This is a genomic window from Aestuariivirga sp. (assembly GCF_046294715.1).
Lineage (GTDB): Bacteria > Pseudomonadota > Alphaproteobacteria > Rhizobiales > Aestuariivirgaceae > Aestuariivirga.
In genome coordinates this window covers 56,456-78,571 of the sequence record NZ_JBKBKI010000017.1, presented here as the reverse complement: position 1 = coordinate 78,571, position 22,116 = coordinate 56,456, and the positions used below count along the sequence as shown (strand labels likewise).

The 22,116-nt window shown below is 67.3% G+C and carries 24 protein-coding genes; 10 read left to right on the top strand and 14 right to left on the bottom strand.

All coding sequences use genetic code 11. The annotated features are described in order from the left end of the window. Positions 1-29 precede the first annotated feature (29 nt). The 4 genes from ACK4HL_RS12840 to ACK4HL_RS12825 all read left to right on the top strand — a co-directional run bounded on the left by ACK4HL_RS12840 (position 30) and on the right by ACK4HL_RS12825 (position 4,104). Positions 30-779, top strand: coding sequence for an N-formylglutamate amidohydrolase (locus ACK4HL_RS12840; RefSeq protein WP_409760902.1), 750 nt, complete (start codon positions 30-32; stop codon positions 777-779). A gap of 17 nt (positions 780-796) precedes the next feature. Next, entirely contained in the window at positions 797-2,170 is a 1,374-nt protein-coding gene (locus ACK4HL_RS12835; RefSeq protein WP_409760900.1) for a glutamine synthetase family protein, read from the top strand. A gap of 131 nt (positions 2,171-2,301) precedes the next feature. Then, the gene (locus ACK4HL_RS12830) at positions 2,302-3,462 is read left to right on the top strand and encodes an iron-containing alcohol dehydrogenase (RefSeq protein WP_409760898.1); all 1,161 of its coding nucleotides are present in this window, start codon (positions 2,302-2,304) and stop codon (positions 3,460-3,462) included. 51 nt (positions 3,463-3,513) lie between these two features. Then, the gene (locus tag ACK4HL_RS12825; protein WP_409760896.1) at positions 3,514-4,104 is read left to right on the top strand and encodes a hypothetical protein; all 591 of its coding nucleotides are present in this window, start codon (positions 3,514-3,516) and stop codon (positions 4,102-4,104) included. Positions 4,105-4,106: 2 nt separating this feature from the next. Here the strand turns inward: ACK4HL_RS12825 and ACK4HL_RS12820 are convergent, their stop codons facing one another. Beyond that, positions 4,107-4,541: a copper chaperone PCu(A)C gene (locus ACK4HL_RS12820; protein WP_409760894.1), complete on the bottom strand. Its 435-nt coding sequence runs from the start codon at positions 4,539-4,541 to the stop codon at positions 4,107-4,109. A 96-nt stretch (positions 4,542-4,637) separates the two neighbouring features. Between ACK4HL_RS12820 and ACK4HL_RS12815 the strand changes: the two genes are divergently transcribed. The 4 genes from ACK4HL_RS12815 to ACK4HL_RS12800 all read left to right on the top strand — a co-directional run bounded on the left by ACK4HL_RS12815 (position 4,638) and on the right by ACK4HL_RS12800 (position 11,282). Continuing rightward, a complete protein-coding gene (locus ACK4HL_RS12815; RefSeq protein ID WP_409760892.1) occupies positions 4,638-5,660 on the top strand; it encodes an NADP-dependent oxidoreductase in 1,023 nt (340 codons plus the stop codon). A 150-nt stretch (positions 5,661-5,810) separates the two neighbouring features. Then, the gene (locus tag ACK4HL_RS12810; RefSeq protein ID WP_409760890.1) at positions 5,811-6,656 is read left to right on the top strand and encodes an ImuA family protein; all 846 of its coding nucleotides are present in this window, start codon (positions 5,811-5,813) and stop codon (positions 6,654-6,656) included. Continuing rightward, positions 6,541-8,043: a Y-family DNA polymerase gene (locus ACK4HL_RS12805; protein WP_409760888.1), complete on the top strand. Its 1,503-nt coding sequence runs from the start codon at positions 6,541-6,543 to the stop codon at positions 8,041-8,043. The genes ACK4HL_RS12810 and ACK4HL_RS12805 overlap by 116 nt, the downstream gene beginning before the upstream one ends. Further along, positions 8,040-11,282 (top strand): error-prone DNA polymerase, encoded by a 3,243-nt coding sequence (locus ACK4HL_RS12800; protein WP_409760886.1) that lies wholly within the window; start codon positions 8,040-8,042, stop codon positions 11,280-11,282. The genes ACK4HL_RS12805 and ACK4HL_RS12800 overlap by 4 nt, the downstream gene beginning before the upstream one ends. 12 nt (positions 11,283-11,294) lie before the next feature. Here the strand turns inward: ACK4HL_RS12800 and ACK4HL_RS12795 are convergent, their stop codons facing one another. The 6 genes from ACK4HL_RS12795 to ACK4HL_RS12770 form a co-directional block, all read right to left on the bottom strand. After that, a complete protein-coding gene (locus tag ACK4HL_RS12795; protein ID WP_409760884.1) occupies positions 11,295-12,395 on the bottom strand; it encodes a WD40/YVTN/BNR-like repeat-containing protein in 1,101 nt (366 codons plus the stop codon). A 3-nt stretch (positions 12,396-12,398) separates the two neighbouring features. Continuing rightward, positions 12,399-12,668 (bottom strand): MoaD/ThiS family protein, encoded by a 270-nt coding sequence (locus ACK4HL_RS12790; protein WP_409760882.1) that lies wholly within the window; start codon positions 12,666-12,668, stop codon positions 12,399-12,401. A gap of 65 nt (positions 12,669-12,733) precedes the next feature. After that, complete coding sequence (locus ACK4HL_RS12785) at positions 12,734-13,216, bottom strand: TspO/MBR family protein (RefSeq protein ID WP_409760880.1); 483 nt, start codon at positions 13,214-13,216, stop codon at positions 12,734-12,736. A gap of 5 nt (positions 13,217-13,221) precedes the next feature. Next, complete coding sequence (locus ACK4HL_RS12780; protein ID WP_409760878.1) at positions 13,222-14,343, bottom strand: nickel/cobalt transporter; 1,122 nt, start codon at positions 14,341-14,343, stop codon at positions 13,222-13,224. Continuing rightward, positions 14,340-15,011 carry a DUF1007 family protein gene (locus ACK4HL_RS12775; protein ID WP_409760876.1) on the bottom strand — a complete coding sequence of 224 codons (672 nt, stop codon included), beginning with the start codon at positions 15,009-15,011 and terminating at the stop codon, positions 14,340-14,342. The genes ACK4HL_RS12780 and ACK4HL_RS12775 overlap by 4 nt, the downstream gene beginning before the upstream one ends. 65 nt (positions 15,012-15,076) lie before the next feature. Next, positions 15,077-16,018 (bottom strand): zinc ABC transporter substrate-binding protein, encoded by a 942-nt coding sequence (locus ACK4HL_RS12770; protein WP_409760874.1) that lies wholly within the window; start codon positions 16,016-16,018, stop codon positions 15,077-15,079. Positions 16,019-16,154: 136 nt separating this feature from the next. Here ACK4HL_RS12770 and ACK4HL_RS12765 point away from each other — a divergent pair, with 136 nt between their 5' ends. Further along, positions 16,155-16,928: a cytochrome c biogenesis CcdA family protein gene (locus ACK4HL_RS12765; protein WP_409760872.1), complete on the top strand. Its 774-nt coding sequence runs from the start codon at positions 16,155-16,157 to the stop codon at positions 16,926-16,928. Here ACK4HL_RS12765 and ACK4HL_RS12760 read toward each other — a convergent pair. Genes ACK4HL_RS12760 through nthA form a run of 4 tightly spaced genes read right to left on the bottom strand, consistent with a single transcriptional unit; the run spans position 16,915 to position 19,151 of the window. Continuing rightward, the gene (locus ACK4HL_RS12760; protein ID WP_409760870.1) at positions 16,915-17,265 is read right to left on the bottom strand and encodes a nitrile hydratase accessory protein; all 351 of its coding nucleotides are present in this window, start codon (positions 17,263-17,265) and stop codon (positions 16,915-16,917) included. The genes ACK4HL_RS12765 and ACK4HL_RS12760 overlap by 14 nt on opposite strands. Beyond that, positions 17,228-17,878, bottom strand: coding sequence for a nitrile hydratase subunit beta (gene nthB / locus ACK4HL_RS12755; protein WP_409760868.1), 651 nt, complete (start codon positions 17,876-17,878; stop codon positions 17,228-17,230). Before nthB (ACK4HL_RS12755) ends, ACK4HL_RS12760 begins: the two co-directional genes overlap by 38 nt. Continuing rightward, a complete protein-coding gene (gene nthB / locus ACK4HL_RS12750) occupies positions 17,875-18,531 on the bottom strand; it encodes a nitrile hydratase subunit beta (RefSeq protein ID WP_409760866.1) in 657 nt (218 codons plus the stop codon). Before nthB (ACK4HL_RS12750) ends, nthB (ACK4HL_RS12755) begins: the two co-directional genes overlap by 4 nt. Further along, positions 18,528-19,151: a nitrile hydratase subunit alpha gene (gene nthA / locus ACK4HL_RS12745; protein ID WP_409760864.1), complete on the bottom strand. Its 624-nt coding sequence runs from the start codon at positions 19,149-19,151 to the stop codon at positions 18,528-18,530. The genes nthB (ACK4HL_RS12750) and nthA overlap by 4 nt, the downstream gene beginning before the upstream one ends. A gap of 55 nt (positions 19,152-19,206) precedes the next feature. Between nthA and ACK4HL_RS12740 the strand changes: the two genes are divergently transcribed. Further along, on the top strand, positions 19,207-19,884 hold the full coding sequence (locus tag ACK4HL_RS12740) for a haloacid dehalogenase type II (protein WP_409760862.1): 678 nt from the start codon (positions 19,207-19,209) through the stop codon (positions 19,882-19,884). A gap of 7 nt (positions 19,885-19,891) precedes the next feature. Here ACK4HL_RS12740 and gshB read toward each other — a convergent pair whose 3' ends face one another. Genes gshB through rsmI form a run of 3 tightly spaced genes read right to left on the bottom strand, consistent with a single transcriptional unit; the run spans position 19,892 to position 22,084 of the window. Beyond that, a complete protein-coding gene (gshB, locus tag ACK4HL_RS12735; RefSeq protein WP_409760860.1) occupies positions 19,892-20,836 on the bottom strand; it encodes a glutathione synthase in 945 nt (314 codons plus the stop codon). Beyond that, positions 20,833-21,198: a YraN family protein gene (locus tag ACK4HL_RS12730; protein ID WP_409760858.1), complete on the bottom strand. Its 366-nt coding sequence runs from the start codon at positions 21,196-21,198 to the stop codon at positions 20,833-20,835. The genes gshB and ACK4HL_RS12730 overlap by 4 nt, the downstream gene beginning before the upstream one ends. Continuing rightward, entirely contained in the window at positions 21,188-22,084 is an 897-nt protein-coding gene (gene rsmI, locus ACK4HL_RS12725) for a 16S rRNA (cytidine(1402)-2'-O)-methyltransferase (RefSeq protein ID WP_409760856.1), read from the bottom strand. Before rsmI ends, ACK4HL_RS12730 begins: the two co-directional genes overlap by 11 nt. Between the last annotated feature and the right edge of the window lie 32 nt (positions 22,085-22,116).

The following is a 22,116-nucleotide window of genomic DNA, read 5'->3' as shown; positions in this document are numbered from 1 at the left end:
CCGCCATTTCGGCCCCGGAGATTTTCTGAATGGGAGCCCTGCTCCAAGACGACGAGGAAAACCCGTTCATCGCCGTGAACGAGGGCGGACGTTCACCCTATGTGCTGATCTGCGAGCACGCCTCCCGCCTGCTCCCGAGGCGTCTCGGCAATCTGGGCCTGGCCGAGGCCGAACTCTCCCGCCACATCGCCTGGGACATCGGCGCGGAGAAGGTGGCGCGCCTCCTCTCGCGCCTCATGGATGCGCCGCTCCTGCTGCAGCGCTATTCGCGGCTGGCCTACGACTGCAACCGCCCGCCCGAGTCGCCGGACGCCATACCCGAGGTGAGCGAGACCACCGCCATTCCCGGCAACCGCAGGCTTTCGCCGGAGGACAGGCACTCACGCATCCGCGAAATCTACCGGCCCTTCCATGACGGCGTCTCGGCCTTGCTGGACAGGCGGGCGGCTTCCGGCATGCGGGCCATCGTCGTGTCGATCCACTCCTTCACCCCCGTCTACAAGGGCAAGGCACGCAGCGTCGAGCTCGGCATCCTGCACGACCGGGACACATCGCTCTCTTCGAGGCTCATCAAGAGCTTTCCCAACATCGATGCGCGCCTCAACGAGCCCTACGGCCCGAAGGACGGCGTGCTCCATACGCTCAACATGCATGGCTTCGCGCGCGGCCTCAGGCACGCCATGATCGAGATCAGGAACGATCTCGTCGCTGCAGAGCGCGGGCAGGACGAATGGGCCCAGCGGCTCTCCGTGCCGCTCATCCAGGCCGCAACCACATAAGGGACAGGGGAAACGACATGAATGAGGGCATGCTGAGCCTCGAGCAGCTGAAGGCCGAAGTGGCCGCGGGAAAGATCGACACGGTGGTGGCGGCCATGGTGGACCTGCAGGGCCGGCTCGTCGGCAAGCGGTTCCACGCAGGATATTTCGTCGATGGCGGCCACGAGGAGACGCACGCCTGCAACTACCTCCTCGGCGTCGACATCGAGATGGAGCCGGTGCCGGGCTACAAGGCGACGAGCTGGGAGAAGGGCTATGGCGATTTCGTGCTGAAGCCCGATCTCGCCACCCTGCGCAGGACGCCCTGGCTCCCCGGAACGGCGCTCGTCCTCTGCGACGTGCTGGACCATCACACCCACGAGGACGTGCCGCATTCCCCGCGCGCCATGCTGAGGAAGCAGCTGAAGCGGCTCGACGACATGGGAATGAAGGCCTACATGGCCTCGGAGCTCGAGTTCTTCCTGTTCGACGACAGCTACGAGGTGGCGAACCAGAAGGGCTACCGCAACCTCAAGACCGCCGCCTACTACATCGAGGACTATTCCGTGCTGCAGACCTCGAAGGAGGAGGTCTACATGCGCGCCCTGCGCAACGGGCTCGCCGGCGCGGGCATCCCGGTGGAGAACTCCAAGGGCGAGTGGGGCCCCGGCCAGGAGGAGATCAACGTCAAGTACGCCGAGGCCCTGGAGATGGCCGACCGCCACGCCATCATCAAGAACGGCGCCAAGGAGATCGCCTATGCCCTCGGCAAGGCCGTCTCCTTCATGGCGAAGTGGGACTATGGCATGGCGGGCAACTCCTCCCACATCCACCAGTCCCTGTGGACGAAGGATGGCGCGCCGCTGTTCTTCGAGAAGGGTGCGGAGCACGGCATGTCGGCGATGATGAAGCATTATCTCGCGGGCCAGCTCGCCCATGCGGGCGAGATCACCTATTTCCTGGCGCCCTACATCAATTCCTACAAGCGCTTCATGGCCGGCACCTTCGCCCCCACCCGCGCCGTGTGGAGCTTCGACAACCGCACGGCGGGCTTCCGCATCTGCGGGGCCGACTCCAAGGCGGTGCGCGTCGAATGCCGCGTCGGCGGCGCGGACCTCAACCCCTACGTCGCCTTCGCCGCGCTGATCGCGGCGGGCCTTCATGGCATCGAGAAGAAGATGGAGCTCGAGCCTGTCGTCTCGGGCGACATCTACGACACCTCGCGCAAGCTGCGCGAGATCCCCAAGACGCTGCGCGACGCCACGAAGCTGCTGGACGAGTCCGCCTTCCTGCGCTCCGTGATGGGTGACGAGGTGGTGGACCACTACGTCCACACCGCGAACTGGGAGCAGTTCGAATTCGACCGCCGCGTCACGGACCTCGAGCTGAAGCGCGGTTTCGAGAGATATTGACGTTCTTCGAGGGCGTCACCCCGGCGAAGGCCGGGGACCAGCTTCAGGCGCCCACAGCTGGATCCCGGCCTTCGCCGGGATGACGCCGCATAAGGGGCTAAGAGTTTCAGACGGCAGCAGGAGAAAACGCCATGGCCATTCCGAACCGCAACATCAACTACCCCACTGCCATCAAGTTCGGCGCCGGCCGCATCCGGGAGCTCGCCGAGCATTGCCGGGCGAACGGCATCAGCCGCCCGCTGGTCGTTACCGACAAGGGTCTCGCCGCCATGCCGATGGTTGCGGACATCATGGCGGACCTCAAGAAGGCGGGGCTGAAGGCCGGCCTCTTTGCCGATGTGCGCCCGAACCCGGTTGAGGAGAACGTGCTCGCCGGCTGCCAGGTCTTCAAGGACGGCAGGCATGACGGCGTCGTGGCGCTCGGCGGCGGCTCCGGCCTCGACACGGGAAAGCTCGTTGCGCTGATGCATTCCCAGAACATCTCGGTCTTCGAGCTCGAGGACATCGGCGACTGGTGGACGCGCGCGGACGCCTCGGTGATCGCGCCCATCATCGCCGTGCCCACCACGGCGGGCACGGGCTCCGAAGTGGGCCGCGCCGGAGTCGTCACGCATCCGATCACGCATGAAAAGAAGATCATCTTCCACCCCGCGATCATGCCGAAGGTGGCGATACTCGATCCCGAACTCACGGTCGGCCTGCCGCCCAAGCTCACCGCCGCCACCGGCATGGACGCGCTCGCGCACAATCTCGAGGCCTATTGCGCGCCCTTCTATCATCCCTGGTCGGCGGGCGTGGCGCTCGAGGGCATGCGCCTCGTGAAGGAGAACCTCGCCAGGGCGGTGAAGAAGGGCAAGGACCTTGACGCCCGCGGCAACATGCTCGTCGCCTCCGCCATGGGCGCCACCGCGTTCCAGCGGGGCCTCGGCGCCGTCCACGCCATCTCGCACCCGTTCGGCGGCCTCTACGATGCGCATCACGGCCTGTTGAACGGCATCATCATGCCCTATGTGGTGAAGGCCAACCGCCGCAAGATCGAAAAGGACATCGAGCGCGCCGCCGCCTATCTCGGCATCAAGGGGGGCTTCAACGGCTTTCTCAAGTGGATCCTGGCGCTGCGGAAGGAGATCGGCATCCCGCATGCGCTGAAGGACATCGGCATCGACACCAAGCGGCTCGACGAGGTGGCGGCGATGGCGGTGAAGGATCCGACCGCGGGCGCCAACCCGATCCAGTTCACCGAAAAGCAGTACAAGGCCCTGGCCAGGAAGTGCGTGACGGGAGATCTTTAGACCGCCCTGGAGCCCGCCCGCTCGTCCCCTTGGGGAGGTCACGCCTTCATCATGCCCGTGCTCGGCACGGGCATTTTTTTGTGGGGCCGGTCCGGACAGGCAGATGATGAGGAACAGCGGGAGGAGGGCTCCGCGGCCTTCGATGAGGTCACATTCAAAACCGAGGGAACGGAAGGCGCGCGAGTTGCATTAGAACGGGTGGCAACACTGGGCTGGTTGGCATTGAAGCGGCTGCTTCAGGAGGAAGCTATGTGTGACTACTCATTGGAAATGTATAGCTCGCGTCCCGCCCGTGAGGGTGAGCGCTACGTGATGACCCGGTTCCCGAGCGGGTCGATGGGACTGGCCGCTCCTGGGCAGCCCGGAACCGCGGTGTGCCTGGCATGCGACACCAAGCTCGCCATCGCCGACATTCCGGCCGAGCTCGCCGCGCGCCACGGCCTTGCCGAGCGTGAGGAGGCGACGTTCATCCGCCTCGACTCGGGCGTCTACCGCGATGGCGTGCGCTTCGCGAACGGCGTCGAGCTGTCGCTGCAGCAGCTGCCCGTCGGCGTCACCATGGAGCTGGTGCCCGTCGAGCCGGTGAAGCTTCCGATCGCCGAGAAGGCCGAGGAAAAGGCAATTCTGCCGGAACTCGTCTAGCCTCAGTCGCCTGGCGCCGTCTCGACGTGAAACTCGATCTCGGCTTCCCCCGCCTGCTGGAAATCCAGGATGATGGTGAAGCGCTGGTCGGGGAGAAGCGGCCCTTTGAGACCCATGAGGCGGAGATGCCGCGCAGTGGGTCTCAAAGCCAGCGGTTTGCCGGGCTGCAGAACGAATGAACTGAGCGGCGGATCATCGTAGCGGTTGTTCCGCCGAAGTTCGATCTGTGTACAGACGGATGATCGCGCCCCGACGAGTTCGTCGGCCGTCGGGCCGTTGTTGATCATGGGGAGGAAGGCCTGGCCTTCGCTGCCTTGGGCAGGAAGCGCCCAGGCATGGCCGATGGCAATGCCCCCTTGCGCATAGGAATGGCTGCGGGCCGGGGCGGTGGAGGCTGTGAGTCCCGCCAGGCCGATGATGAAGCGGCGTCTCTGCATCGAAATTTTTGGTCCTTGTGTGCGATCATGGCGGCTCTGGCCGTCATGTGGGGTGCCTCATATAGTCGCGGGTGAAGGCGAGGCAGGGGATGTTTCATGGGCCAGGAGATTCGGAACCGGCGGATCGTGATGGCGTCGCGTCCAGCCGGCGCGCCGGTGCCGGGGAATTTCCGGCTCGAGGAGGTGGAGGAGCCGCTTGCGCCTGAAACCGGCCTGCGGCTCAGGACGCTGTTCATTTCGCTCGATCCCTACATGCGCGGCATGATGGACGAGGGCCCTTCCTATGTGACCCCGCTCAACCCCGGCGAGGTGATGCGGGGAGACGCGGTGAGCGAGGTGATCTTCTCCCGCCATCCGGGGTTCAGCGTGGGGGACATCGTGCTGGGCTATACCGGCTGGCAGAGTTTCCCCCATTCGCACGGCGATGGCCTGCGCAAGCTCGACCCGGCCGTGGCGCCGGTGTCGACCGCCCTCGGCGTTCTCGGCATGCCGGGGATGACGGCCTATGTGGGCCTGCTCGAGATCGGCGCCCCGAGGCCCGGCGAGACCCTGCTCGTCGCCGCGGCGAGCGGCGCGGTCGGCTCCGCCGTGGGGCAGATCGGCAGGATCAAGGGCTGCCGCGTGGTGGGGATTGCCGGCGGGCCGGAGAAGACGCGCCACGTGCGCGAGGACTTGGGCTTCGACGTGGCGCTCGACCATCGGGCGCCCGATTTCGCCGCAAGGCTGAAGGAGGCCTGCCCGGAAGGCGTCGACATCTATTTCGAGAATGTCGGCGGGCGGGTCTGGGCGCTCGCCTTCCCGCTGCTCCGGCAGTTCGCGCGGGTGCCGGTCTGCGGGCTGATCGCGCAGTACAACGGGCTTCCGCCGGGCGGCGGGGAGGGGCCCGGCGTTCCGCAACTGATGCACGACGTGCTGCGCAAGCGCCTGCGCATCGAAGGCTTCATCGTCTCGGATTTCGAGGCGCGGGAGAAGGAGTTCCTGCGCGACATGGGGGCCTGGGTGGCCTCCGGCCGGGTGAAATACCGGGAGGACGTGGTGGAAGGCCTGGAGAACGCCGTTCCCGCCTTCATCGGCCTGCTCGAAGGGCGGAATTTCGGCAAGCTCCTCGTGAAGCTCTGAGCCTCTGGGCCTGCAGCCCGCGGCAACCAGAGATTCTGCGCGCTTGACTCTGCGCCCGCTCTATGGAACAAAATAGGAACATTCTGGATCATTAGTATCATGCGTATGGGACCGGCACATGTTGCGCGGAGCGGGGAAACTTGCGCCGGCGTGACCCCTTTCCGTCGGGGCGAGGAGGATCTGGCCTCGCTGCTTGCGGGTTTGCGGGCGCACATCACCAGGCTCGAGCAGGGCCGGGGGCAGTTCGAGCGGCAGCGGGCGAAGAGCGCCCCCTGGCTCATCGGCCTCGACCCGATCGACCGGCACCTGCCGGCCCAGGGGCTGCAGCGTTCGGGTCTTCACGACGTGTCGCCGCGCGCCCATGGCGACCAGCCTGCCGCCATGGGCTTCGCCCTGGCGCTGGCGCTCCGCCGCCTGGCTGACCCGGAGGAACGCCGCCCGCTGCTGTGGTGCCGGCTCGCCGCCCATGAGCGCGAGCATGGCAGGCTCTATGGCCATGGCCTCGCCCGGCTGGGGCTTCCCCGCCACCGCTTCGTGACGGCGACGCTCCGGAAACCCGCCAGCCTCCTGTGGACCATGGAGGAGGCGCTGAAATCGGGTGCGGTCGCCGCCGTCATCGGCGATGCCGATGCCGCCCATGCCGATCTCACCGTCACCCGCCGCCTGTCGCTGGCGGCAAAGGCAGGCAAGTGTGCGGCCATCCTCACCTTCGCCAGGGCGGAGCCCGCCGCCACCGCCAGCCACACGCGCTGGACGGCGGGCACCGTCCCCTCCGTGAGCCCGCCGCATGACGCGCAGGCGCCCGGCCTGCCCTGCTGGAGCATCGAACTCACCCGCGTCCGGGGCGGCCGCCCCGGCGCCTGGATTCTGGAATGGCATCATGCGCAGTCTCGTTTCTCTCTGGTTCCCGGATTTTCCCGTCGAACGCTTCATCCGGGGACGGATCAAGGCGGGACGGAAGCCGCCGCCCCGGGGCCTGCCCTTCGCGCTGGTTGAGCGCAGCAAGTCGGGCCTGCGCCTCGTGGCGGTCAATGCCGCGGCGCGCGAGTTCGGGCTCATGCGCGGCATGCGGCTTTCGGACGCGCGCGCCCAGCTGCCCGATCTCCTCTCGGAGCCGCATGAACCTGAGGAGGACATGAACAGCCTGCTGGGGCTTTGCCGCTGGATGGAGCGCTACAGCCCCTGGGTGGCGCCCGATCCGCCGGATGGCATCCTGTTCGATGCCTCGGGCGTTCCCCATCTCTTCGGCGGCGAGGCGCGCATGATGGCGGAGATCCGCGCGCGCCTGGCGCAATATGGCTTCAGCGCGCGGATCGGCCAGGCCGCCACGATCGGCGCCGCCTGGGCGCTCGCCCGCTATGATGCAAAGGATCTCCAGGGCCTCCCCGTCGAGGCGCTGCGGATCGACGGCACGGCGGTGAAGACGCTCCGCCGCCTCGGCCTCAAGACGGTGGGTTCGCTGCTCGCCATCCCGCGCGCCGCACTTGCCCGCCGCTTCCGTGGCGAGAGCATCGGCGAGAACGTGCTGATGCGGCTCGACGAGATGATGGGCCAGCGCGAGGAGCCGCTGAACCCCCTGAACCCGCCCACCTCCTTCATGGCGCACCGCGCGCTGATGGAGCCCGTCATCCATGCCGAGGGGCTGGAGGCGGTGCTGGCGGGCCTCGTCAACCTGCTCTGCCGCGATCTCGAGCGGCAGGGCAAGGGCGCCCTGCGCCTGATCCTCAAGCTCTTCCGGGCCGACGGTTCGCGCGCCAACCTGCCCGCCGGCTTTTCCGTGCCCACCCATGACCCCGGCCACATGCTGCGCGTGCTGAAGCCCAAGCTCGAGGCGGTGGACGCTGGCTTCGGCATCGACGCCATGACGCTCGAGGCGCGCGAGACGGCGGAGGCGAAGATCCAGCAGCACGGCTTCCTCGCCGACGAGAGCACGCTGGCCTTGGAACAGCTGAACGACCGCGTGGCAAACCGGCAGGAAGCGCAGTTCCTCTCGCTCGAGGAGGCCGAAAGCCATATTCCCGAACGCGCCGAGACGCCGAGGCCCCTGGCGCAGAAGCCTCCTCCCGCGCCCGCCCCCTTCCTGGCGGGCGCCCGGCCGCTCCTCGTCTTCGAGGCGCCGGAGCCCGCCAAGGTGATCGCCGCCGTGCCGGACGGCCCGCCCATGAGCCTCACCTGGCGGCGCGTCACGAGGCGCGTGGCGAAGGCCCAGGGGCCCGAGCGCGTGGCGCCCGAATGGTGGCGCCTCGCCGGGGGCGAGCGCCCGCGCGACTATTACGTGGTGGAGGACGAGCAGGGCCGCCGCTACTGGCTCTACCGCGAAGGCCTTTACGGCGAGCCGGGCGAGGACCAGCCGAGATGGTTCGTACACGGATTGTCCGCATGAGCAGCATCGCCTACGCCGAGCTTCAGTGCACCAGCAACTTCTCCTTCCTGCGCGGCGCCTCCCACCCCGAGGAGCTCGCCATGCAGGCGAAGCACCTCGGGATTGCCGCGCTCGCCGTCACCGACCGCAACACGCTGGCCGGCGTGGTGCGCGCCCATGCGGCCGCGAAGGATGCGGAGCTTCCCTTCATCGTGGGGGCGAGGCTCGACCTTCAGCAGCCGGAGATCTCGCTTCTCGCCTATCCGACGGACCGCGCCGCCTATGGGGGGCTCTGCCGGCTCCTCAGCCTCGGCCAGCGGCGCGCCGAGAAGGGCCAGTGCCTCATCACGCTCGATGACGTTCTCGCCCATGCCGCGGGGCTCGTCTTCGCGCTCGCCTCCGAAGGTGCGGATCACCTGCCCGAACTCCGCCGGAGGCTCAAGGCGCCGCTCTACCTGGCGGTGAGCCACCATTACCGCGGCGATGACCGGGAACGGCTGAACCGCCTCGCCGAATTCGCGCACACTCACAGGACGGGCCTTCTCGCCACCAATGACGTGCTCTACCATCACCCCTCGCGCCGCGTGCTGCAGGACGTGGTGACGGCGATCCGCGAAGGCGTCGAGGTGGCGGAGGCCGGCTACCTGCTCGAGGCCAATGCCGAGCGCCATCTGAAGACGCCTGATGAAATGGCGCGGCTGTTCCGCGATCACCCGCAGGCCATCGCCAACACGCTGGCCATCGCCAAGGCCTGCCGCTTCTCCCTCGACGAGCTCAGATACGAATACCCCGAGGAGCCGATCCCGCAGGGTTCCACCCCGCAGGCCCATCTCGCGCACCTCGCCTGGGAAGGCGCGAAGACCCGCTATCCGCAGGGCGTGCCGCCGAAGGTGAAGGAGAATATCGCAAGGGAGCTGGCGCTGATCGAGAAGCTCAACTACGCGCCCTATTTCCTCACCGTGCACGACATCGTCAATTTCGCCCGCTGCCAGGATCCGCCGATCCTCTGCCAGGGGAGGGGCTCGGCCGCCAATTCCACAGTGTGCTACGTCATCGGCATCACCGCGGTCGATCCCGGTGAAATCGATCTCCTCTTCGAGCGCTTCATCTCGGAGGAGCGCAAGGAGCCGCCCGACATCGACGTCGATTTCGAGCATGAGCGGCGCGAGCAGGTGATCCAGTACATCTATTCGCGCTATGGCCGCGAGCGGGCGGGGCTTGCCGCCACCGTCATCACCTACCGCGGCCGCTCCGCCATGCGCGAGGTGGGAAAGGCGATGGGCCTTTCGGAGGATGTGACGGCCACGCTCGCCGGCATCGTATGGGGCCAGATGCGCGAGGAGATGCACAATGGCCGCCTGAAGGAGGCGGGGCTCGACCCCGACGATCCGCTGCTTGCGAAGGTGATCGAACTCGCCGACGAGATCCAGGGCTTTCCCCGCCACCTCTCCCAGCATGTGGGGGGATTCGTGCTCACCAAGGGCCGGCTCGACGAGACGGTGCCCATCGGCAATGCCGCCATGGAGGAGCGCACCTTCATCGAATGGGACAAGGACGACATCGACACGCTGGGCATCCTGAAGGTCGATGTGCTGGCGCTCGGCATGCTCACCTGCATCCAGAAGAGCTTCGAGATGATGGAAGCCTGGTACGGCCTCAAGCATTCCCTCGCCAGCCTGCCGCGCCAGGATGACGCCGTCTACGACATGCTGTGCCGGGCGGATTCGGTGGGCGTGTTCCAGGTGGAGAGCCGGGCCCAGATGAACATGCTGCCGCGGCTCAAGCCCCGCTGCTTCTACGATCTGGTGATCGAAGTGGCGATCGTCAGGCCTGGCCCCATCCAGGGCGACATGGTGCACCCTTACCTCAGGCGGCGCGACGGGCTGGAGCCCGAGGACTATCCCGCACCCCACCCCGATTTCGGGCCACCCGACGAATTGCGCCAGGTGCTGGGCCGCACCAGGGGCGTGCCGCTGTTCCAGGAACAGGCGATGAAGCTCGCCATGGTCGCCGCCGAATTCACCGCCGGAGAACTCAACGAGCTGCGCAAGGCGATGGCCACCTTCCGCCGCCGCGGCACCATCGGAAGGCTCGAGCAGAAGATGGTGAGCCGCATGGTGGAGCGCGGCTACGACGCCGCCTTCGCCGCGCGCTGCTTCAACCAGATCAAGGGTTTCGGCGAATACGGCTTCCCCGAGAGCCATGCCGCGAGCTTCGCGCATCTCGTCTATGTCTCGGCCTGGCTCAAGTGCCATCACCCGGAGGTGTTTGCCGCTGCGCTGCTCAATTCCCAGCCCATGGGATTTTATGCCCCGGCCCAGATCGTGCGCGACGCGCGCGAGCACGGCGTGGAGGTGAGGCCGGTGGATGTGAGCTTCTCCGCCTGGGATTCATCGCTGGAAGAGCCTTCCCACGGACAGCGCGCGGCGGTGCGGCTGGGGCTTCGCGAGGTCGATGGCCTCAAGGCGGATGATGCGGCCCTGCTGCTGCAGTATCGCGCCCGGGGAAAGCCCCTCTCGATCGCAGCGCTCCATGGCTTCGGCGTTCCGGTATCAGGGCTCGAGAAGCTCGCCGCCGCCGATTGCTTCCGCTCGCTCGGCCTCGACCGGCGCGCCGCGCTGTGGGAGGTGAAGGCGCTGGCCAAGTCGAGGGCGCTGCCGCTCTTCGCCTTCGCCGAGACGCGCGAGCAGGGCGATGAACCCGAGGTGCTGCTCCCCGAGATGCCGCTCTCCGAGCATGTGGTGAACGACTACCAGACGCTGAAGCTGTCCTTGAAGGCGCATCCCATGCAGTTCCTGCGCGGGCTGTGCAATGAACGCGAGGTGACGGACAATGCGCGGCTGAAGAGCCTGCGCAATGGCGCGGCGGTGACGGTGGCGGGCGTCGTGCTGGTGCGCCAGCGCCCGGGCTCGGCCAAGGGTGTGGTGTTCCTGACGCTCGAGGACGAGTTCGCCGTCGCGAACGCGGTGATCTGGCCCAAGGTGCTGGAAACCCACCGCGCGGTGGTGATGGGTGCCCGCCTCATGCTCATCCGGGGCCGCGTGCAGCGCACCGGCGACATCATCCACGTGGTGGCGAACGCCATCGAGGACCGCTCCTCATGGCTGGCGCTCCTCACCGAGGATGGCAGCCTGCTCAAGAATCCGCTCGCCAGGGCGGATGAGGTGGTCCGCCCGGGCCCCGACCCGCATCAGCAACAGCCCCCGGCGCGGCATCCGCGGCAGGTCAGGGTGATCCCCAGGAGCCGGGACTTCCATTGACGGCCCTTCGCGTCACCCGAACCGCACCGCATGGATGGGCGGGAGCGATGTGCTCACCGTCGTCCAGGAATCGCCCTGGTCCTCGCTCACCCAGAGGTTCCCGGTCGTCGAACCGAAGCCCAGCCTTTCGCCCGTGCCGTCACCCGCCAGCGCGTGGCGGAACACGATGTCATAGGCGTGTTGCTTCGGCAGCCCATTCGCGAGCACCTCGAAGCTCCGGCCGCCGTCGCGCGTGCGGGTCACCACCAGCCGGCCATCGACGGGGTAGCGCTTCTCGTCCTTGATGCCGGGCACGAACCAGGCGGTGTCCGGGTCATTGGGATGGACGACGACGCCGAAGCCGAAACTCGAGGGCCTGGCCTTCACCTCCTGCCAGCTCTTGCCGTCGTCCACCGATTTCCAGATGCCGCAATGATGCTGCACCCAGAAGCGCTCGGGTGCTGCGGGGCACTGCACCATCATGTGCGGGTCCTGGGTGTGCGGGTCGTCCGCCACGCCTTCGGGCCCGTCGTCGAAGCGCATGCCATGGGCGGACTGGCGCCACGTTTCGCCGCCGTCATGCGTCACCCATACGCCGCCGCAGGAGATGGCGACGCGCACCGTCCTCGATGAGCGCGGGTCGACGCAGATCGAATGGATGCCGGGAATGTCGGCGCCGCCGCCCAGCCACTTGTTGCGCTCTGGCATGTCCCACAGGGGCCGGATCATCTCCCAGCTGTTCCCCCGGTCGCGGCTCCGGAACAGGCCGCCCGGCATGGTGCCGGCCCACAGCGTGCCGGGCTCGTCCGCGCTCCCGGCCTCGAGCGACCAGATCAGCTGCGTCGTCCATTTCACCGGGCGGCCCCAGCCGTCCCGGTCGTCGAGGCCCTCGGGCTTTTCGGGATAGGCTGGGGTGGCGATCTCCTGCCACGTGCCGCCTTTGTCCCTCCGGTGCAGCTTCACGCCGAAATGGCCGTGGTTCAGGGCGGCATAGTCGGCGCCGTCGCGCGCGTCATGCAGCGCCAGCGTGACATTGTCGCCGAGAAAGGAAGCCCCCGACACCTGCCAGCCGCCGCCATTGCGCGTCACGTCGAAAAGCCCCTTGCGGGTTGAAACCATCATGCGTCCGGACATGTCTCATCCTCCCGAAAGGGCCTGCATCACCCAGATCTCGCTCGAGGGGCGGACGGCATCGCTCAGCCGCTCCAGGTCGCGGATGCGCTGGCCGTCCACCAGTATGGTCATGTGCTTGCGGAGCGCGCCCTGGTCGTCCAGCACGTAGCTGCCGAGGCGGTCCTGCGCCCGGAAGACCTGAGCGAGGACATCGCGCACGGTCGCGCCCTCCGCCTCCATGCTGGCGCAGTCGACGTGGCGGCGCAGATTGGCCGTGAAGAACACCTTCGCCATTCGCCATCGCTTCCGTTTTCCCGGGGCGCAGTCTAGCCCAAGGGGGAGGGGCGCGACAGCAACCCTCAGTTCAGGGTCCAGATCGCGAAGTTGAGCGCGCCTGCAAAGCTCACCCAGGCGAGATAGGGAACGAACAGGAGGCCCGCCGCCGTGGACCTGCCGAAGAATGCGAGCATGGTGAGGAGCACGGCCACCCACAGCATCACGAGTTCGATGAAGGCGAGCCCCGGTGAACGCGCGCCGAAGAACAGGAAGGACCAGGCGAGGTTCAGCGCCAGCTGGACCGCGAACAGCGCCATGGCCGGCCCGATGCGGTCCCGCGTCTTCCAGACGAGCCAGGCCGCCACCGCCATCATGATGTAGAGCAGTGTCCAGACCGGTCCGAACAGCCAGTCGGGCGGGGTCCAGGATGGCTTGGCGAGCGTGCGGTACCAGCTCTCGATGGCGCTCGACGTGGCAAGGCCGCCGAGCGCCCCGACGCCGAGGCAGAGCAGCAGAAGCAGCGCGAGGACCACCCACTGGTTCCGGAAAATGGTGCTTTCCCGCATGACGCTCACATCATGGCGTTGGTGGAGCCCAACGAGCCGAGGAACAGGATCGTTCCGAGAAAGGCGATGGCGAGGCCCCCCGCGAAGCGGAGCCCGATGCCGAACCAGTCGAGCAGGCGCGAGTTGCCGCGCATCAGCCGTGCGGCGAGCCGCTTCGAATAGACGGCGACCGCCGCGATGACGGAAACCGTGATGAAGGTGCCCGCCGCCATGGCGAAGGCCGAGGAAATTCCCGCCCAGTAGAGCCCGAGCCCGTTGGCGAAGACCAGCACCAGGATTGCCCCGGTGCAGGGCCGGATGCCGACGGCGAAGGCGAGCGAAAAGGCCTTGGCGAAGGACCAGTCGCCCCTCACGTCCCGGGCGGCCGGGACATGCGCGTGGCCGCAGCCGCAATCAGGGCCGTGCACGTGATCGGCCGTCGCGCCATGGGACCTCAGCGGCTCGAAACCCGTGAAGTCGTGGAGGCCGGTGGACTGGCGCATGGCGACGCCGGCGAGGGCGGGCTGCGGCACGGCGAGCGCCCGCGAGGGCCGCAGCATCAGCAGCCCCGTAACGATGAGCCAGAGACCGAGCAGCGCGATCAGCCCGTAGCTGGCGCTTTCGAGGAGCCCGGCGATGCTGCGCGCCGTGGAGCCGACGCTCGCCACCACGAGGAACAGAACGCTCACCAGCACGATTGCGGTGAGCGCCTGGATGATGGCGCTCATGAAGGAGATGAGAATGCCGCGCTTCAGGTCGTTCTCGGTGGCGAGCAGCCAGGCGGAGATCACCGCCTTCCCGTGGCCCGGCCCCGCAGCATGGAACACGCCGTAGCCGAAGCTCAGCAGCATCAGCGTCCAGGTGGCGGCGAGCGGCGAGCTTCCCTTCATCTGGCGCAGCGTCGCCGAAAGCTTGCCATAGAAGGCCTGCTGCTTCTCGCGCGCCCACAGCACCGGGTCTTCCCAGAAGGAGACCTGCTGCAGGGTGCCGTCCTTGTTGCGCGGCTGCACGAGAAGCTTCTTGCGGTCGATCTTCACGGGCGGTGCCGCCTGTTCGGCTGCGGGCTGCTCCGCCTGCGCGCCAGCCTGCGGCGGCGCGGCCACGACCATGAGGAACAGGGCGAGGATGGCGAGGAACGCCCGGCTCATGCCACCTTGCACTGGATGGTGACCGGCTGGGCGAAGAGGGCGCCGAAATCCTCGTCGTTCTCGGGCTTCCAGTCAGGTCCCTTGGTGGAAAGCATGGCGCGCGTCTGCTCGACCTCCGCATCGGTGGGAACGGGCTTCACGACGAGCTGGCAGGATTTCGGCATGGCGCCGATCACCGTCACCGGATCGTCCTTCACGTAGTCGATGGCGATGAAGAAATCGGGGTCATAGACCTTGGCGACGAACTCGCCCTTGGTCGGATCGACCGGCGTCTTGAGCGGCACCTGGAAGTGAAGCTGCAGCTTGTCGTTGGACCAGATCTGGCCGAACTCCGTGACCTCGCCGATCGGCTGCTTCTGGCCGTTGAACCGCAACACCGTGAAGAACTCGTAATCCTTGAGCGAGGCGATGTTCTCCCTGGTCAGCGGATCGAGCTCGGACTGGCTGTAGACGCCGTCGCCATTGGTGTCGAGCCCGTCGAGGGCCATCTGCGCATAGGCGTCGTCGAAGGTCCACATCAGGTTCAGCGCGCTGACCTGACCTTGCTCGTTGAACACCACGTCGGATCGCATCTCGATCCACACATGCGGATGTGCCATCGCCGCGGGGGCGGCGAGGCCTACGGCGGCCAGAAGGGCTGCGGCGGCGGCCCGGTGACGGATGATCATTGCCCACTACTCTTGATTTTTCTGACGAATGATGGGGCAATGCGGCAAAAAAGTGAAGCGCCCGGTCAGCCCGCGAGGCACTGCCTCAGGCTGGCCGCCAGGTTCCTGAGAATTTGCTGGTATGCCAGCGGGCCGGGCGCCACATCCGCGCCGATCGGGTCGAGCACGCCCTCTCGCGCAGCCGTTCCCTCGACGACGGTCGCCACCACCTTATTGTCATATTGCGGCTCCCGGAAAACGCAGGCCGCCTTCACCTCGGTGATCTTCCGCCGGATCTCCCGCAGGCGCTGGGCCGAAGGTGCTGCGGCCGAAACGTCCGATATCGATCCTGCCGCCGCCAGCCCGAACCGCCTCTCGAAATACTGGTAGGCATCGTGGAAGACCACGTAGGGCGTGGTCTTCACGCCCTCGAGCTCAGCCTCGATCGCTTCCGCCGTCTCGTCCACGGAACGGGCGAAATCCTCGGCGTTGCGGAGATAGAGGGCCGCGTTACCCGGGTCCGCCTTGGCCAGCTCCTGTGCCACGGCGAGCGCCATGGCCTTGGCGTTCGCCGGATCGAGCCAGACATGGGGGTCGAAGGCGAGAACGCCCTCGTCGTGGCCTTCGCCTTCCTCGTGCCCGTGCTCCTCCTCGTGGGCGTGATCGTGCGTCTCCCAGGTCCCGCCCTGGCGAACGGGCAGGGTCGTGACGCCGGGCGCGGCGGCGAGCTCGACGAAGCGCCTGCCGTTCACCGCTTCCGTTCCGCTCATCTGCGACAGCTTGGCCTCGAGGCCCTGTCCGATGATGAAGACGAGGTCGGCCTCTCCGAGCTCCTTGATCTGCTGGGGCGAGAAGCTGGCCCGATGCTCCGGCATGCTGCCCGCGAGGAGGAGTTCCGGCTGGCCCTTGTCCCCCATCACGGCCGACACGATCCCATGAACCGGGATCACGCTGGCGACAACCTTCGGCTGCGCCACGGCAGGAGCGGAGGCGAGCAGGAGGGCGAGCGGAACGAGAAATCGGCGCATGCAAGGTATCCTCTATGTAATGTTATAATATAACATACCTGTTTCCGTCCAGCGCAGTCAAGCCTCACCGGAATGTCAGGGGCTGCGGCCCCGCGGTGAATTGCGCCGCGCCGTGTTAGCTGCCAGATGAGGGATCATGTCGCTCGACGTTTCGATCGGCGCCGCGCTGTTCGCCGGCGCCATCAGCTTCCTCAGCCCCTGCGTGCTGCCGCTGGTGCCGCCCTATCTGTGCTTCATCACCGGCACCTCGCTCGAGGAGCTGGTGGACCACAAGGCACGCCCGCAGGAGGAGCGCCGCCGCACGCTGCTCGCCGCCCTCATGTTCGTCCTGGGTTTTTCCACGGTCTTCGTGATCCTGGGCGCCAGCGCCTCCTGGATCGGCAGCCTGCTCAGGACGGAGCTCGCCCGCCAGGTTGAGCTCTTCGGCTTTTCCTTCAACCCGATCACCACCGTGGCGGGGCTCGTCATCATCGCCATGGGGCTCCACTTTCTTGGTGCCTTCCGCCTGCTGTGGATCTCGCGCGAGGTGCGCTACCGGCACGACTCCCACCCCGGCGGGCTGTTCGGCGCCTATCTGATCGGGCTCGCCTTCGCCTTCGGCTGGACGCCCTGCATCGGGCCGGTGCTTGGCACCATCCTCACCATCGCGGCGAGCGAGCAGGACATCCTCATGGGTGCGGGCCTTCTCGCGGTCTATTCGGCGGGGCTCGGCATTCCCTTCATGCTGGCAGCGGCGGGGGTGGGCACCTTCATGGGCTTCATGGCGGGATTCCGGAAGCACCTGCGCACGGTGGAGCGGGTGGCGGGCGCATTGCTGGTGGTCTCGGGCTTCATGTTCATCACCGGCGGCGTGCAGGCGGTGAGCTACTGGCTGATCGAGCAGTTCCCCTTCCTGCTCAATCTCGGCTGAGCACGATCGGCTTTCCGTGCGGCGTGGCCTTCGCCGCGCGGTCCCACGCTGCGACGCGGGCGATGCGCTCTTGCCCGCTCAGGACGCCCTTGGCCTCGACCAGGCGCTCGAGTGCGGCGAGCCAGCTTTCGTAGTAAGGCCGGTCCGGCTGCGCCCTCAGTTCGGCGCCCAGGGCTTCCGCCCACTCGGTCCACTGGAATACGCCCGCCTCGTTGAGCTTCACCGCCATGGCGAAGGCCTGCGCCTCCCATGGCTCGGCGAAGACGGGGCCGTCGGCGTCCTTCGGCAGGCGATCGGAGTCAGCGAGCTTCAAGATAGGGCTCCCACAGATCGGCATGGATCGCGTCGCGCGACGGGCTCCCCCACACCTCGGCGGCGGAGAAGCGCACCGTGTAGAGGTGGCGCGGGTCCTCGCCCCTGCCATGGGCGTTCGCATCCGGAAACACATGGGCACCGTGCCAGGCGACGATCTCGCCCGCGTGGCCCCTGAGGTAGCGCGGAAGGCGCGTGTGCCCATGAGGGTTCATGTTGCGGGCGCGCACCCGGTCTCCAATCTTGAAGGCGGGGGCGGCGGGCACGTCCCGGCGGTAGCTGCCAGGCGCGCTGACGGCGGGCCACACGGCCTCCGGCGCGGTGGGTGTTACGGGCTTCGCGGGCGCTGAGGCCTTGCCCGAGGCGATCTCCGCCGCGGTGGCGAGGCCGTGGCGCGGGAGGAGGATCTCGATCCCGTTCAGCCAGTGCTCGTAGTAGCTCGAAGCGATGTAATGGCCGGGATGCATGGATTCGCAGGCCGAGCGGTCCTCGTCGAGCGTCCAGCCGCCGACGTCTCCCACCGCCGCCATCAGCGCGAACATGCGCGATTCCCAGGGGGCGTGGAACACCGGCTCGTCCTTCTCCGGCCGCACCGGGCCGAAGCCCATCATGCCGCCGCAGTCATGCGCACCGTTCATGCGAGTTTCTCCAGATAGGGTTCCCAGAGGTCGATGCAGACCGAGTCCTTCGTCTCCTTGCCCCAGAGTTCCCGCCCCGTGAAGCGCACGGTGTAGAGCCACTGCGGGTCTTCGCCGAGGCCGTGGGCGTTGGAGTCGGGCAACACATGCGTGCCATGCACCGCCACGACTTCGCCCGCCTTGCCGCGTGCGTAGCGGGGAAGCCGGGTGTGGCCCTCCGGGGATATCGTCCGTGCACGGATCCTGTCGCCGGGGACAAAGCCCTGCGGGCGATTGCTGGGCCGGTCCGCCGGGCCGCCGGCGGCGAGAATGGCGGGAATTGCTTCAGCCCTCGCGACCCGCTTCACGGGCAATGGCGGAACAGCCATGCGGCCTTGCTCTTCCTCCGCCGCCGTCACCAGCCCGAGCTCTATCAGCTGCAGGACGAGGGCGTAATGCCGCATCTCGTAGTAGCTCGACCGCCAGTACTGCATGGCCGGCAGTCGCTCGCGCGCGTGGCGGGCCTCGTCGATGTTCCACATCCCCGTCATGCCCATGGCCAGCACGAGCGCGAAGGCGCGCGGCTCCCATTCCGCGTGCCAGACGGGCTCGTCCGCCTCGGGCCTCACCGGCCCGAAGCCGGTGAAGCCGCCCATGTCGTGCGCGCCGTTCATGCCGGTGATTTCGCCAGCCCGGTGCCGATCATCGAATCGCGGGTGACGAGTTCGGCCAGCTGCTCCTCGCCAAATCCTTCCGTTCCCGCCGGGCGCTCCGGGATCACGAGGTAGCGGATCTCGGCGGTCGAATCCCACACGCGCACGTCCTTGCCCTCGGGAAGTTCCACGCCGAACTCCTTCAGCACCTCGCGCGGCTCGATCACCGCGCGCGAGCGGTAGGGCATGGACTTGTACCAGACGGGCGGCAGCCCCAGAACCGGCCAGGGGTAGCAGGAGCACAGCGTGCAGACGACCATGTTGTGCGTTTCGGGCGTGTTGAACAGCGCCACCATGTGCTCGCCCTGGCGGCCCTGGTAGCCGAGCGAGGCGATCGCCGCGGTGGCATCGCGCTTCAGCCATTCGGCGAAGTCCAAGTCCGCCCAGGCCCTCGCCACCACGCGCGCGCCGTTCCGGGGGCCGATCTTCGTCTCGTAGGTCTCGATCAGGACGTCGAGCGCCCTGGGGTCGACATAGCCTTTCTCGACGAGAAGCGACTCCAGTGCCTTCACCCGCAGCGCGATGGGCGAAAGCTCCGATCCTTCGTGGTCATGGTCGTGGTGGTGCCCGTCATGTGCCATTTGTAACCTACCCGCTTTGCGCTAATCATAGTCCGGGCTTTGCGGGAGAGGAAGCATGGAGAGGCTGCAGGGGATCAGGGCCTGCGTGTTCGACGCGTATGGCACGCTGTTCGACGTCCATGCGCCGATGCGGAAGCTGGCGCCCGAGATCGGCGAGAAGGCCGAGGAAATCTCCCGGCTTTGGCGCCAGAAGCAGCTCGAATACACCTGGCTCAGGAGCCTCATGGGCGTGCATGCCGATTTCTGGCACGTCACCGGCGAGGCGCTGGACTATGCCCTCGAGCAGCACGGCGTGGACGAGCCCGGCCTCAAGGACGAGATCATGGCGCTCTACCTGAAGCTCGACGCCTACCCCGAGGCGGCGGAGGCGCTCGAGGCGGTAAGGGCGAGGAGCAGGCTCACCGCCATCCTTTCCAACGGCAGCCCCTCCATGCTCGACGCGGCGGTGCGCCACGCCGGCCTCGACAAGCTCTTCAACATGGTGCTCTCGGTCGAGGATGTCGGCATCTACAAGCCAAGCCGCCGGGTCTACCGCCATGCCATGCAGAAGCTGCAGATCCACGACGCGCCGGCGATCTGCTTCGTTTCCGCCAACACCTGGGACGCGCAGGGCGCCGCGCAGTTCGGCTTCCAGTCGGTGCGGGTCGACCGCTTCGGCCTCAAGGACGACCGCATCCCGGGAAAGCCTGCCGGCCTGATCAAGGACCTGAGCGAACTGGCCGCGATCGTCTGACGATGAGCTACCGGCGCGCCTCGATCGCGTCCCAGATCAGGCTCGCGATGTCGGCGCCGCCGAAGCGCTTCACCTCGCGGATGCCGGTGGGCGAGGTGACGTTGATCTCGGTGAGATAATCGCCGATCACGTCGATGCCGACGAAGACGAGCCCGCGCGCCTTCAGGTCCGGCCCCAGCGCCTCGCAGATCTCGTGCTCGCGTTTGGTCAGGCTGGCGGGCTCGGGCTTGCCGCCCACATGCATGTTGGAGCGGTTCTCGTTCACGGCCGGCACGCGGTTGATGGCGCCCACCGCCTTGCCGTCGACGAGGATGATGCGCTTGTCGCCCTTGCGCACCGCGGGCAGGTACTTCTGCGCGATGAAGGGTTCGCGGAAGCTCTGGGTGAAGAGTTCGAGAAGGGCGGAGAAATTCTGGTCGCTCTCGCCCAGCCGGAACACGCCGGCGCCGCCATTGCCGTAGAGCGGCTTCAGGATGATGTCGCCATGGCGGCGGCGGAACTCGGCCAGTTCGAAGGGATCGCGCGTGATGAGCGTCTCCGGCATGAACTGCCCGTAGTTGAGGACGAACAGCTTTTCCGGCGCGTTCCGCACTTCCTTCGGATCGTTGACGACGAGCGTCTTCGGGTGGATCGCCTCCAGCATGTGGGTGGCGGTGATGTAGCCCATGTCGAAAGGCGGGTCCTGGCGCATCAGCACCACGTCGCAGGCGCCGAGATCGGCGCGCCGCTCCTCGCCGAGGGTGAAGTGATTGCCCTTCTCGTCCCTGACCTTGATGTCATGCCCCGTGGCGAAGAGCGTTCCGTTCTCGAGCGCCAGCGTCTTCGTTTGATAGTAGAAGAGGCCGTGGCCGCGCGCCTGCGCCTCAAGCATCATGGCGAAGGTCGAGTCGCCCGTGATGTTGATGGACTGGATCGGGTCCATCTGCACCGCCACCTTCAGCGCCATGCTCATGCATCTCCTTCGAAAGCGTTCTCGATATGCCGCGGCCAGTGGTAGGGGCTCACCGCGAGGATGTCAAAACGGCAGCATTGCAGGGCAGCCTTGCGGTCTTCCGCGAGAAACTGCCGGGCGGCGGCGGAGATGCGCCTCGCCTGCCGCGGGGTGACGGAGGAGACCGCCCCATCGGGCGTCGCGCGCGCCTTCACCTCGATGAAGGCGGTGACGCCGTGCCGCCGCATCACCAGATCGACCTCGCCGGCGGGCGACTTGTAGCGGCGGGCAAGAAGCCGCCAGCCCTTGAATCGCAGGTACCACAGCGCCACGCTCTCGGCGAAGCGGCCCGCCTCCTCTGACTTCCGGCGGTCACGCGCCATCGTTTTCCTTGCGGGCGAGGATTCGCTGGTAGATGTCGGCCCTGTTGAGGTTGAAGCGCTTCGCCAGTTCCGAGGCCGCCTTGCTGGCGGGCATCTGCCTAAGCGTTTCGGAAATCGCCGCGTCGATGTCCTCCTCGGAAGCAGCCTCTTCTTCCGCCGGCGGGCCGACGAGCAGCGTGATTTCGCCCTTGATGGCGGCCCGGGCCTCGAGTGCGGCCGCCACCTCTTTGACCGAGCCGCGCAGCACCTCCTCGTGGAGCTTCGTCAGCTCGCGCGTCACCGCCACGCTGCGGCCGGGGAGTGCCATGGCGAGCTCGTGCAGCGTCTCGAGGATGCGGTGCGGGCTCTCGAAGAAGATAAGTGTGGCCTTGAGCTTCGCGAGCTCGTCGAAGAGCCTCTTTCGCTCGCCCTGCTTCTGCGGCACGAAGCCGGCGAAGAGGAAGCGGTCGGTGGGCAGCCCCGACAGGGCGAGGCCGGTGAGCACGGCGGAAGGGCCGGGGCAGGCGGTGACCGGAATGCCAAGCTCCGCCGCCTCCTTCACCAGCCGGTAGCCGGGGTCGGAGACGAGCGGCATGCCGGCGTCGCTGATCAAGGCGATGGCAGCGCCCTGCTTCAGCCGTTCGAGGATGTGCGGCCGCGCCTCGCGCGCATTGTGCTCGTGATAGGGTGAAAGGCGCGCCTTGATAGCGAAACGTTCCATGAGCTTCCCGCTCGTGCGCGTGTCCTCGCAGAGCACCATGTCGGCAGCGGCAAGCGTGGAGAGCGCGCGGAGCGTGATGTCGCCGAGGTTGCCGATGGGGGTGGCCACCACGTGGAGCCCCGGCGCCAGCGGCTCCGCCTCGTAGCGGTGGGCGCCGATGATGTATGTGCGGGGGCCGTCGCTCATCTTTCCGTGGTACTCCACCCTCATCCGTCATC

Excerpts from the sequence above, each read along its gene's own strand:
- ACK4HL_RS12795 (WP_409760884.1), bottom strand. The coding sequence starts at position 12,395 with ATGTCCGGACGCATGATGGTTTCAACCCGCAAGGGGCTTTTCGACGTG.
- ACK4HL_RS12825 (WP_409760896.1), top strand. The coding sequence starts at position 3,514 with ATGCCCGTGCTCGGCACGGGCATTTTTTTGTGGGGCCGGTCCGGACAG.
- ACK4HL_RS12790 (WP_409760882.1), bottom strand. The coding sequence starts at position 12,668 with ATGGCGAAGGTGTTCTTCACGGCCAATCTGCGCCGCCACGTCGACTGC.
- nthB (WP_409760866.1), bottom strand. The coding sequence starts at position 18,531 with ATGAACGGCGCGCACGACATGGGCGGCTTCACCGGCTTCGGGCCGGTG.
- nthB (WP_409760868.1), bottom strand. The coding sequence starts at position 17,878 with ATGAACGGTGCGCATGACTGCGGCGGCATGATGGGCTTCGGCCCGGTG.
- ACK4HL_RS12780 (WP_409760878.1), bottom strand. The coding sequence starts at position 14,343 with ATGAGCCGGGCGTTCCTCGCCATCCTCGCCCTGTTCCTCATGGTCGTG.
- ACK4HL_RS12740 (WP_409760862.1), top strand. The coding sequence starts at position 19,207 with ATGGAGAGGCTGCAGGGGATCAGGGCCTGCGTGTTCGACGCGTATGGC.
- ACK4HL_RS12840 (WP_409760902.1), top strand. The coding sequence starts at position 30 with ATGGGAGCCCTGCTCCAAGACGACGAGGAAAACCCGTTCATCGCCGTG.
- rsmI (WP_409760856.1), bottom strand. The coding sequence starts at position 22,084 with ATGAGCGACGGCCCCCGCACATACATCATCGGCGCCCACCGCTACGAG.
- nthA (WP_409760864.1), bottom strand. The coding sequence starts at position 19,151 with ATGGCACATGACGGGCACCACCACGACCATGACCACGAAGGATCGGAG.
- ACK4HL_RS12805 (WP_409760888.1), top strand. The coding sequence starts at position 6,541 with ATGCGCAGTCTCGTTTCTCTCTGGTTCCCGGATTTTCCCGTCGAACGC.
- ACK4HL_RS12835 (WP_409760900.1), top strand. The coding sequence starts at position 797 with ATGAATGAGGGCATGCTGAGCCTCGAGCAGCTGAAGGCCGAAGTGGCC.
- ACK4HL_RS12775 (WP_409760876.1), bottom strand. The coding sequence starts at position 15,011 with ATGATCATCCGTCACCGGGCCGCCGCCGCAGCCCTTCTGGCCGCCGTA.
- ACK4HL_RS12760 (WP_409760870.1), bottom strand. The coding sequence starts at position 17,265 with ATGCCGATCTGTGGGAGCCCTATCTTGAAGCTCGCTGACTCCGATCGC.
- gshB (WP_409760860.1), bottom strand. The coding sequence starts at position 20,836 with ATGAGCATGGCGCTGAAGGTGGCGGTGCAGATGGACCCGATCCAGTCC.
- ACK4HL_RS12765 (WP_409760872.1), top strand. The coding sequence starts at position 16,155 with ATGTCGCTCGACGTTTCGATCGGCGCCGCGCTGTTCGCCGGCGCCATC.
- ACK4HL_RS12830 (WP_409760898.1), top strand. The coding sequence starts at position 2,302 with ATGGCCATTCCGAACCGCAACATCAACTACCCCACTGCCATCAAGTTC.
- ACK4HL_RS12730 (WP_409760858.1), bottom strand. The coding sequence starts at position 21,198 with ATGGCGCGTGACCGCCGGAAGTCAGAGGAGGCGGGCCGCTTCGCCGAG.
- ACK4HL_RS12820 (WP_409760894.1), bottom strand. The coding sequence starts at position 4,541 with ATGCAGAGACGCCGCTTCATCATCGGCCTGGCGGGACTCACAGCCTCC.
- ACK4HL_RS12815 (WP_409760892.1), top strand. The coding sequence starts at position 4,638 with ATGGGCCAGGAGATTCGGAACCGGCGGATCGTGATGGCGTCGCGTCCA.
- ACK4HL_RS12785 (WP_409760880.1), bottom strand. The coding sequence starts at position 13,216 with ATGCGGGAAAGCACCATTTTCCGGAACCAGTGGGTGGTCCTCGCGCTG.
- ACK4HL_RS12770 (WP_409760874.1), bottom strand. The coding sequence starts at position 16,018 with ATGCGCCGATTTCTCGTTCCGCTCGCCCTCCTGCTCGCCTCCGCTCCT.
- ACK4HL_RS12800 (WP_409760886.1), top strand. The coding sequence starts at position 8,040 with ATGAGCAGCATCGCCTACGCCGAGCTTCAGTGCACCAGCAACTTCTCC.